General features: G+C 31.4%; 9 protein-coding genes, 1 pseudogene and 1 other annotated feature. Of the genes and pseudogenes, 2 read left to right on the top strand and 8 right to left on the bottom strand.

The window, feature by feature from the left end:
* Positions 1–474: 474 nt before the first annotated feature.
* Both IAI10_RS16115 and IAI10_RS16110 read right to left on the bottom strand, forming a co-directional pair.
* Positions 475–946 (bottom strand): annotated as a pseudogene (locus IAI10_RS16115) (DUF3237 domain-containing protein).
* 14 nt (positions 947–960) lie between these two features.
* Positions 961–2406: a DHA2 family efflux MFS transporter permease subunit gene (locus IAI10_RS16110; RefSeq protein WP_315674320.1), complete on the bottom strand. Its 1446-nt coding sequence runs from the start codon at positions 2404–2406 to the stop codon at positions 961–963.
* A gap of 137 nt (positions 2407–2543) precedes the next feature.
* Here IAI10_RS16110 and IAI10_RS16105 point away from each other — a divergent pair, with 137 nt between their 5' ends.
* Positions 2544–3125, top strand: coding sequence for a PadR family transcriptional regulator (locus tag IAI10_RS16105; RefSeq protein ID WP_315674319.1), 582 nt, complete (start codon positions 2544–2546; stop codon positions 3123–3125).
* Here the strand turns inward: IAI10_RS16105 and IAI10_RS16100 are convergent.
* From IAI10_RS16100 to IAI10_RS16080, 5 genes are all read right to left on the bottom strand, one after another.
* Positions 3122–4105 carry a D-isomer specific 2-hydroxyacid dehydrogenase family protein gene (locus IAI10_RS16100; protein WP_315674318.1) on the bottom strand — a complete coding sequence of 328 codons (984 nt, stop codon included), beginning with the start codon at positions 4103–4105 and terminating at the stop codon, positions 3122–3124. The two genes, IAI10_RS16105 and IAI10_RS16100, sit on opposite strands and share 4 nt — an antisense overlap.
* Positions 4106–4240: 135 nt before the next feature.
* The gene (thrS, locus tag IAI10_RS16095) at positions 4241–6178 is read right to left on the bottom strand and encodes a threonine--tRNA ligase (protein WP_315674317.1); all 1938 of its coding nucleotides are present in this window, start codon (positions 6176–6178) and stop codon (positions 4241–4243) included.
* 60 nt (positions 6179–6238) lie between these two features.
* Positions 6239–6455: a binding site (T-box leader), on the bottom strand.
* A 61-nt stretch (positions 6456–6516) separates the two neighbouring features.
* The gene (locus IAI10_RS16090; RefSeq protein WP_315674316.1) at positions 6517–7173 is read right to left on the bottom strand and encodes a DUF6320 domain-containing protein; all 657 of its coding nucleotides are present in this window, start codon (positions 7171–7173) and stop codon (positions 6517–6519) included.
* 13 nt (positions 7174–7186) lie between these two features.
* On the bottom strand, positions 7187–8473 hold the full coding sequence (locus IAI10_RS16085) for a hypothetical protein (RefSeq protein WP_315674315.1): 1287 nt from the start codon (positions 8471–8473) through the stop codon (positions 7187–7189).
* A 45-nt stretch (positions 8474–8518) separates the two neighbouring features.
* Positions 8519–8884 carry a DUF6483 family protein gene (locus tag IAI10_RS16080; protein WP_315674314.1) on the bottom strand — a complete coding sequence of 122 codons (366 nt, stop codon included), beginning with the start codon at positions 8882–8884 and terminating at the stop codon, positions 8519–8521.
* A 180-nt stretch (positions 8885–9064) separates the two neighbouring features.
* On the opposite strand from IAI10_RS16080, the gene IAI10_RS16075 reads away from it, so the two are divergent.
* Positions 9065–9775 (top strand): DUF4163 domain-containing protein, encoded by a 711-nt coding sequence (locus tag IAI10_RS16075; protein WP_315674313.1) that lies wholly within the window; start codon positions 9065–9067, stop codon positions 9773–9775.
* 69 nt (positions 9776–9844) lie between these two features.
* Here the strand turns inward: IAI10_RS16075 and IAI10_RS16070 are convergent, their stop codons facing one another.
* Complete coding sequence (locus IAI10_RS16070; protein ID WP_315674312.1) at positions 9845–11071, bottom strand: OFA family MFS transporter; 1227 nt, start codon at positions 11069–11071, stop codon at positions 9845–9847.
* Positions 11072–11095 lie beyond the last annotated feature (24 nt).

Raw genomic sequence — 11095 nt, 5'->3', positions numbered from 1 at the left:
TTTCCTTCTGTTCAATTTTCAAAGACCTTGCTGCATTCATACAGCTTTTATATATTATCATTTTACCGATAATCTGTCAACAATTTTTTTCAAGTTTTTTTATTGATTTAGCATTTTCTACTTTTCAATTTTTATACTTGTCAGTTGCGACTTAGATATAGTACCACAGCTCAATATATGCTTGTATATTATTTCAGCTCATATTTTTATATTAACCCGATTATACTTTATTTTTCTACTTTTTTTGAGTTTTCTCACATGTTGATACACCCGAATCAGTATATGATTTTTATCTGAATATTAAAAATAACCTGACGCACTAAAGTAATGTTTTAAATTGGTATAAAATCAACACTGATCTAAAACAGAGCAAAAGTATAAAATATTACTACATTATTATTTATGTTCATAAAGAATAATAAAAAAAAGACAGCACAATAAAATTAATGCTGCCTTTGTATGTAATAACTAAATTTATAAAACCTTATAAAACTTTAGCAAAACATTTTCTGGAAGTCTTTCAGCATAACATACAAACATGCAATCCATCATCCATTTATATTTCTCATGATAGGTTTCAAAAAATTGGAACTGTTCTAAAATAATACAGACTTGAATCTACAAATTTTCCTGACTTAACATCATTTACATATTGAATTGGAACGGTACGTATTCCATTGTTTTCTACATATATTGATGCTCCATCTTCAAGCTTTATAGCGTACCTTGCAGAAAGCTCACATTTTCCATCTGGTCTAATAATTTGACTGTCTATACCTCCTGGAAGTACAAATCCCTTAAAACCTTCTCCCGTAACCTCTCCAGATACTATAGGAATTAATTGTCTTCTTCCTACAATCTCATCTTGTCCTACTACAATAGGATTATCCACATTAATTGATATACTAAATACCTCTTTTAAGCCTGTTTCATTTAGATTTTTCATATTTTTACCTCCCATTAAGCTATTTTCTCTAAGCTCTCCTCTTCTGGTTCTTCCTTTTTTAAAAGCAAACTTAGCGGCAAAGCTATAAGTATAATTATAAAGGATATAAAATACACGTCATTTACTCCCATAACAAATGCTTTATTAGCAATTAAGCTTGGAGTTATATTTAAATTTGAAAGTTCCTTTATGTGTTGAGTTGTTCTCATTGTAAGTAATGATGTAAATATTCCAATAGCTAAGGAGCCAACTCCTTGTGAAACCCAATTGTTTACTGCAGACCCGTTTCCTGATAGCTTTCTATTTAAGGAACTCATACCTATATTTGTTACAGGCATACTGCCTATAGCTATACCTATGTTTCTTACTATCATCCAAGTTATTATATAAGCATTACTTGTATCAATAGTTAAATATGACATTTTAAAGGATCCTAAAGCCATAAATATTATGCCTGCTATTACCAAAATACGTGGATCCATAATATTATAAAGCTTTCCTACCACCAGCATAAACAAAGCCATAATTAATGACGGAGGTAGCATAATAAGTCCAGTCTCTAAAGCAGAAATATGTTTGGCATTTTGAAGAAAAAGAGGAGTTAATAAAGTACCTGCATACAAGCTCATATTAATAACTGCTCTTACGATAACGCTTCTACTATATCCTTTAAATTTAAATATTTTTAGATTCAAGGCGGGACGGCTGCTAGTTAATTCTATCTTTATAAATATGGATAAAATAATAATTCCGCCAACTATAAGTAGTACTATTTTGCTAGATAACCATCCATAAGCATCTCCCTCACTGAAAGCGGTTAGAAGCATTAAACTAGCTACAAGGCTAGTTATAAATCCTGGCATATCAAATCCCTTTGGTGGATTTAATTTATAATATGGTGTAGATTTAACTACCATTAAAATAGCTAATATTCCAATAGGTATATTTACAAGAAATATTGCTTTCCAGTTAAAAGTTTCTATAAGCCATCCACTTATGGTAGGCCCAAGAGCTGGAGCTAACATGGCACAAAGGCTCCAAAAACTTATGGCAAGAGGTTGTTTTTTTCTTGGTATAACCTGAAAAATTATGCTCATAGTAGCTGGAGTGGCAAGTCCATTAAAGGCCCCCTGCAATATGCGAAAAGCAATTAAAGATTGTATATTCCATGAAAAAACACAAAGCAAAGATGCTATGGTAAAACCTATTAATGATACCAAATACAATTTTTTATAACTAAACTTTTCACCTAAATATCCTGTTATTGGCGCTATAGTTCCTGTAGCTAACATAAAGGCCGTAACTGTCCATTTTACTGAGTCCAAATCTGTGTTAAAATTTTTCATTAAATCTGTTAATGCTAAGTTTATAGTACTTATTCCTAATGCTGTTAAAAAAGTTCCTAAAAATAATGATGATATAACAGGCCAAAATTCCACTTCTTTTGTATTGCTACTCATTGATCATCCCCCTAAAAACTGTGAATTTAAATATTTTAATTGACCATATGTCATTTTTGACATATAATCAGCATAGAAAAAATATTAAACTATATTTTAATATATGTCAATATTGACATATATTCTGGAGGAACAAAATGAACAAATTATCTTATGGTTTGCTTAGCCTATTATCAACCGAACCTCTGACTGGATATGATTTAATGCTAAAATTAAATTTATTTTGGCCTACTACTCATAGTGCTATATACCCATTGCTAGCAACTCTAGAAGAAAATAAATATATTAAAGGAGAAGTAATTAAACAGCAAGGGAAACCTGACAAAAAATTGTATAGTATAACAACAGCAGGTATAGATTCATTAAAAGAATGGATACAAAAGGACACGGATTCTGCGGCTATAAGAGATGAAATGCTTTTAAAAACCTATTGTATACAGGTTCTAGACCAAAACAAAGTACTAAAGCTTCTAGATGAAATGGAAAATAGAAATAAACTAAGATTAGAAAAAAATTTAAAATCTTTAGAAGAATTAAAAATCAAGTTTAATGGAAAACTCGATTCAATTAATTCTCCTAAATTTGGTGTTTATCTACTAATTCAAAAAGGTATAAACGAAAGTAAACTTGGGTTAAAATGGTGTCAATGGGTAAGAAGCTTATATCAAAAAAAAGAAGTTATCAACTTTTTTAATGAGAATTTTGAATATTTTCTTTAACATTTAACTTCCCAGGGATTTTCTTTACCTTCCATAAATAGAATGCAGCTTAGTATGGAATTTTCAACCATATCACTTACTGCTTGATTTGTGTAAAAAGCGGTATGTGGAGTAATTATTACATTTGGATAAGATTTTAAGATAGCTAACTCTCTATTAGTTAATACCTCACATTTCAAATTATTATAATATATATCACTCTCATTCTCGATAACATCCAAAGCTGCTCCGCCTATTTCTTTATTTTCAATAGCATCAATCAAATCGCTGGTATTTATGAGTGACCCTCTAGCCGTATTTATGATAAATGTTCCTTTTTTCATCTTAGCTATGCTATCTTTATTTATAAGATGATAGTTATCCTCGGTAGCAGGTGCATGAAGAGTGATGATATCGCTTTTCTTAAAAAGTTCATCTAAAGTTACATAACTAGCCATAGACTTCAATTTATCATTTTCATATAAATCATATGCTATAATATTGCAATCAAATCCCGTTAAATTCTTGATTACAGTAGCACCAATTCTTCCCGTTCCAATAACTCCAACAGTTAAATTATGCAATTCCTTGCCTTGAATTCCCACTAGAGAGTAATCTTGCACATTGCTCCTTTCTAATATAGCCTTCACCTTTCTTGTAACCATAAGAATCATCATAGCTGTGTAATCTGCTACACTTCTTGGAGAATAAGTTACATTTCCCACATGAATACCTAATTCCTTAGCTTTCTGTATGTCTATATGATCATATCCTATAGTTCTTGTAGATATAAACTTCACTCCATTTTCATAAAATTTTCCCATAAGCTCAGATGATATAGGAGTTGTAATTATACTTATGCAGTCAAAATCTTTAGCAAGATCAGCATTTTCTATACTTGGTCCTTCTTTATATAAGGTCAATTCCACATTATATTTGTTTTTGAACTCTTCAAAATACTGTGCCTCATCTTGTCTATAACTATATACTAAAATCTTCATAATTTTTTCTTCCTTTCCTACTATATAATATATATTTTATCATTAAAATTTTTATATCGCACAGAAATTTTTTATTAAAAACTAAAGGATGTTTTAAAGACGAAGCATTTAAAACACCCTTTTTATTATTTATAATTATTTAACTTTATCCGCTATCTCTTTTATAATTCTTTCAACAAAAGTATCCAAAGCTAATGCTCCTTCATCTCCATTTACTCTGCTTCTTACTGCTACCTCCTTGTTTTCAGCTTCCTTTTCTCCTAATATTAATAGATAAGGAACTCTCTCCATACGTCCTTCACGAATCTTATAGCCGATTTTTTCAGCTCTATAATCTGCTTCTACTCTCACTCTTGCTGCTTGAAGTTTTTTAACAACTTCTTCAGTATAATCATGATATTTTTCAGATATAGGTAGTACCTTTACCTGTACTGGAGCAATCCAGGTTGGAAAAGCTCCTGCATATTTTTCAATAAGCATTGCTAAAGTTCTTTCATAGCATCCTATGGAAGTTCTATGGATTATATAAGGATGTTTCTTTTCTCCATCTTTATCCACATAGGTCATTCCAAATCTTTTTGCTAAAGCGAAGTCTATTTGAACAGTTATTATAGTATCCTCTTTCCCATGAACATTCTTAAATTGTATATCTAGCTTTGGACCATAGAATGCAGCTTCTCCTTCTGCTTCCTTATATTTTAAGCCTATATGATCAAGTATATTTCTCATTATATTCTGAGTTCTTTCCCACTCTTCTTCAGAGCCAATATACTTCTCTTTATTTTTTGAGTCCCATTTAGAAAACCTATAGCTTACATCCCCTTCTATACCAAGGGTAGTCATCATGAAATTGATTAAATCTACAACTCCTTTAAATTCTTCCTCTAATTGATCTGGTCTAACTACAAGATGTCCTTCTGAAATAGTAAATTGTCTTACTCTTATAAGTCCGTGCATTTCTCCAGAAGATTCATTCCTAAAAAGTGTTGAAGTTTCACCATATCTTATAGGCAAATCCCTATAACTCTTCTGATCATTATTATATATTGTAAATTGGAATGGACAAGTCATTGGTCTTAGAGCAAACACTTCTTCATCCTTTTCTTCATCACCTAACACAAACATATCTTCCTTATAATGATCCCAGTGACCAGATACCTTATAAAGATCGCTCTTAGCCATAAAAGGAGTTTTTGTTAAAACATATCCTCTTCTCTCCTCTTCATCCTCTACAAATCTTTGAAGTACCTGAACTACCTTTGCTCCCTTTGGCATTAACAAAGGGAGACCCTGTCCTATAACATCAGAAGTAGTAAATAAGCCAAGCTCTCTTCCTAGTTTATTATGATCTCTCTTCTTAGCTTCTTCTACTCTTACAAGATGCTCTTCAAGCTCAGATTTTTTAGTAAAAGAAGTCCCATATATACGAGTAAGCATTTTATTTTTTTCACTGCCTCTCCAATATGCTCCTGCCACTAAAGTAAGCTTAGAGGCTTTTATATATTTAGTATTTAAAAGGTGTGGTCCGGCACAAAGATCTACAAATTCTCCCTGCCTATAAAAGGATATTACCGCATCCTCTGGAAGATCCTTTATAAGTTCAACTTTATAATTTTCTTTCTTTTCGTCCATAAATGCTAATGCTTCAGCTCTTGGAAGCTCAAATCTCTCAATAGGAAGTTCCTCTTTAACTATCTTTTTCATTTCAGCTTCAATTTTTTCAATTTCTTCTGCTGAGAAAGAACCTTCTTTATCAAAATCATAATAAAAACCATCATCAATAGCTGGACCTATAGCAAGCTTTGTATCTGGAAATAATCTTTTTACAGCTTGAGCCAGTACATGCGAAGTTGTATGCCAAAAAGCCTTTTTACCTTCTTCATCTTCAAATTTTAATATACTTAATTCACTGTCTTCTTTAATTATAAATCTAAGATCCTCTACCTTACCATTAATCAAACCAGCAAAGGTATTTCTTGCAAGACCTTCACTAATATCCTTTGCTACATCTATTATGGCCACAGGTGATTCATATTCTTTTACTGAGCCATCTTTTAATTTTATTTTTATCATTTTACTCATCCTTTCTTTAATATGTATAAAATAAAAAACTCTCATCTCTTTTCAACTTTGAAAAGGGACGAGAGTATAAATTCCCGCGGTTCCACCCAAATTAGCTGCATTATAAAAATAAAAGCAGTTCACTTTAATAATTTTAACGGATTTACCGGACTTTATTAGAGTCACTCTGAGGTGGTATTCAACATTTGCAAATTTAAGAATACTTTCAGCTGCTGTATTCTCTCTCTTTAAATCCTTCAATGCCTACTGTCCTCATCATAGAATTACATATTTACTTTAAATAATTATATCACTTTTATTAGCACTGTCAATTGCAATAAATTTATTTTTCAAAAATGCATCCTTTTTTTCGTTTCATATTTAAATTTCTTATCTCCAAAAATTATCATAGCAATAATTGTTATTACTCCATACACCGCCGAAATTATGCTTGGCCAAAGCACAAATTTGAATATCAATCTAGCAACTATAGGTATAAAGCAAATAATAACTATAGACGTCTGAAAAAGATAGAATTCTTTCCAAGTCATTTTTATACATATAACTATCACTGTTACTATAAGTGAGGATCCCCATAAAACAAAAGGCACCACATAGCTCATAGCCCATCCATTTTGATTAAAGGTGCTATCCACTACAACCAAAAATACACTTACTAAGATATTATCTTCTACCACCATCATGGCAGTTATTTTCTTTTTTATAAGCGGCTTTACTATAATAAAAAATGTCAGCCATATACCAAATATAGCTACTGTACACCAAAAATAATAATGTGGTGTGAGCAAATTAATTATAAATAATATGATACTTGCCGAAACAAGAATAAAAATCGATATTTTCATCTGTTTGCCGGTAGTTTTTACCACGCCTTTTCCAACACCAGGGTATACTTTATACTCTTCTTTTTCAATCAAATGTTTTCCGCATAGTGGACAATTATTTGCATTATACTTTATTTCAACATGACAGTTTCTACACTTCATACTACATATCCTCCTAATAATTCGCTTCCACACTAACAGATATACCATAACTAACTAAAGAATCTGTAAAGCTTTTGGTTACAGTATTTTCTAATATGGTGCTAGTAAAAGATATGCTCATCACATCATTAAAGCTTATAACAGCACAATTAAATACATTTTCTCTTGGCGCTCCCAAAACAAAATCAAACCTATCTATGTACTTTATCATTTCAACAGGCAAGGTAAGGTTTCCTATATTTGATAAAGTAGATGTAGTTATTCTTTCTCCATATAAACTAAAATTTGCTTTCAGCACTAGATTTTTTAAAAATAATGGAGCTAAACGCATTAAAATATTTTTCTCAGCATTTACATTTCCACTAAATTTGCTTCTTAACGCCGATATTTCAGTTCCTTCTCTTATTTGTCTTGAAACTTCTCTGCATATTTCTTCAAGATTAACATTGTCTGCCTCTACTTCTGGTTTATATTCTACATTTACATAAGAAGAAAAGTTTCTAACAGTTTTAGAAGCAAACCGTTTTCTCAGGTTTATTGGCACAGATATCTTTATAGGCTTTTTTTCTCCAGGATGATAAATTCTAGCATTGAGTACGGAGTGTATGAATAGAGCCGTTAAAAATTCAGTTACTGTAGCATTGAATTTATTTGCTGCAACCTTTAGTGAATTAACACTAACTATCACATGAAGCACCTTTAATGTGTTTCTTTTAATTGGTGTTCCTTTAATTTTAAAAGCTATGCTTTCTTTTAGATTCAGCTTATCCTCGGATGCTGCAACATGAAAAAAAGAATCTTCCGTTTCCTCAGCACTAGGTAAATCTTTATAGTGAAAAATATTGTATCTATCTAAATCTAAGGCTTCTTTAATTGGTTCTTCCCCATTAAGTGATGTTATATAATTAAATATTAATGTTTTTAGAAAAACTGTAGCCCCAAAACCATCTGTGATAGAGTGAAATACTTCTAATGATATCCTTCTGTTGTAATAAAGCACTCTAAAAAGATACCCTTTATCCTTCTCTTCTGAAAAAGGAGCCGCAGCATAATCGCTTTCCATTCTTACCTCTGGTTCGCACTCATTAGGTTCAAAATAATACCAAAATAATCCCTTAGTGAAATGTACAGAAAAGGTAGGAAATCTTCTATATGTTATATTTAATGCTTTTTGTAATATTTCTGGGTGAACCTTTTCTTTTAAAACAGCATCAATTCTGAATACTGGTGCCCAATTAGTTTCCCGTATAGCTGGATATATTTTAGCTGCATTATCCAATTTATACCAAGTTTCTTCCATTATTCTCTTCTCCCTGCCATCTAATATTTCGCTTCATTTTTAATATTATTTTTCTTTGAAGAGTTTTTTAATGCTTTCTAGTCCATCCACTATTTCCTGCTTTGAAAAATTGTATCTGGTAAGTTCATCTTCTTCTAATTTATTGATCTCACTATAGAACCACAATGCTACTTCAAAATACTTTGGAGATTTATGCTTTTCAAGGGTATCAAATAAAATATCTTCCGCTTCATTTATTTTCCCTTCACTAATATATTTCTTAAGCATTATTTCTAATACTTTTTCTCCTGAGAGTATTACTTCACTTTCTTCTTCTTTAAGGCTTATTACATTTTCTTTTCCCATGAATATGCCTACTAACAGTTGACCTATGGACTTTATAAGCCTTTCTATATAATCCTGTTCATACATATAAACCCCAACTCCTATTTGCATTGTTTGTTAAATGTTAAATAAAGTAACTCTATGAATACTTTATCATTTATTATCTCCACTGTCCAATACAAGTTTCACCCATACTAATGAAATCTTGTGTAACTTTTTTTGATCTCGTTTCATACCCTAGTAAGTAGTATAAAGGAGGCTTTTTTAATGATATGTCCCTATTGCAATGATGATTCAGTATGCCCATTTTATAGGCTGCGCTATAATCCCAATAATTTTTATCCACCTCTCACTGTAACTACCTCACGAATAACAAATTCAAATGAAAAAATTAATGAATCTCTTCAAATTCCCGTATTTAGCGGAAATATCAATAAAAATATATTATCAAACATAAACAGTAATATAAAAAATGACATAATGGAATTCAGAAATCAGATGGAATCTGCTGCAGAAGAAAATGCGGCAAATCTAAAAAAACAAGGAAAGAAACCAAACCCATATCAAATTGCTACCACCTACTCCATAACTTATAATAAGAATAATATTTTAAGCGTGTCTCTTTTTTATCAAGAATATATAGGTGGGAAAAACAGTTATATAAGGACAGCTTATAATTATGATCTTAATAATGGAGATTCCATGTCTCTTGGCAACTTATTTAAGCCAAGCACTAATTATCTAGCAGTGCTAAATCAAAAAACCAGAAGATTTCTTCAACTGAATTACCCAGGTATGCTGCCTCAATTTAATGGAATATCAGAGGATCAACCTTATTATATTGACAATAATACCTTAGTCATATTCCCAAGATTCAATCAGATTGCTCCTTCTATTTCAGAAATTCCCCTAGTACGAATTCCACTTGGTGAATTAAGCGATATTTTAAAGCCTCAGCTATTAAGATTTTATCCATAAAATAAAAGGGACTGGGCGAACCAGTTCCTTTTTACATATAACTATTCAATTTAAAATCTGCTTTCCATATTACATTGCAGTTCTTTCTCTAAGTTTTAAACTCTTCTTATCCGATTCTATCTGAGGAACCTTAATATAAATTGCAATTAAAATTGAAAGCACACACATTATACCTATTACAACAAAGGTAGCCTTGAAGCTTCCCGCAATATTAGCTATTACAGATCCTGAAAGAGCTCCTATACCAAAGCCTTGATAAATTATACCGTAATTTTTACTATGATTTTTAAGTCCAAAGAATTCTCCAACCAATGCTGGAAAAACTGTAATATTTCCTCCGAAGGAAAATGCAATTCCTGCAACACAGGCAAAGAATATGGCAAAATTCATATGCACAGTATTCATTACAAATACGCTTACAGCAGTCACACTAAGAGCAAAAGCTATAACTTTAAGTCGTCCAACTTTATCAGATAAAGCTCCTAATATTATTCTTCCTGCAGTATTAAATATTGCTACCATGGCAACTGCATTAGCTGCTACAGATACACTTAAGCCTGCCATAGATACTCCTATATCTTTCACTATCCCTATTATATAAAGCCCGCTCATACAAGCTGTGAACATCATTATAAATAATAAATAAGCTTCTTTTTTCTTAAGCATTTCTTTTGGTGTGTAATCGTAATTTTTAGCTTTATTTTCAGAAGCAGCTGCTGAAACCTTTGCATCCCTAAGTAATTGTGCTCCACCAGTCACCATTAAGCATGCTATAATTCCCCAGCTGAGAAATGCAACAGTGACACCTCTAGAGTTAATAATATCAGAATTTATATATTTAAAAATCAAGCTTCCAGCTCCATAGGACCCTACAGCAATTCCTGAAATTAAACCTTTCTTATCAGGAAACCATTTTATACAATTCGAAAGTGATGCCATATATCCTATACCATCTGCCGCTCCAACGACTATTCCAGCTGTAATATAAAGCATTGTTAACGAATTCGCCTTAGAAGTGAGTATAAGACCAAGTCCCATTACTATTCCAGCTAAACTAATCATCTTCCTAATGCCAATCTTATCCTGAATTTTACCAACAAATAAAGTTGCAAATGCTAATGCAAAGCTAGCAATAGAAAAAGTTACCGTAACCTTACTAAGCTTCCAGCCAAATTTATCAGCTATGGGCTGATTAAATAAACTCCAAGTGTATATTGTACCAAGACCAATTTGAGTAATTATTGTACCAAGCAATATTAAAAATCGCTTTTCAGATTTTCTTTCAATTTGTGTCATTATACTCACTCCTCATTTAAAAGT

The organism is Clostridium sp. 19966, from assembly GCF_032335695.1.
GTDB lineage: Bacteria > Bacillota > Clostridia > Clostridiales > Clostridiaceae > JACTOJ01.
The sequence above is the reverse complement of the archived record's forward strand: the minus strand, read 5'-3'. Positions and strand labels throughout refer to the sequence as shown.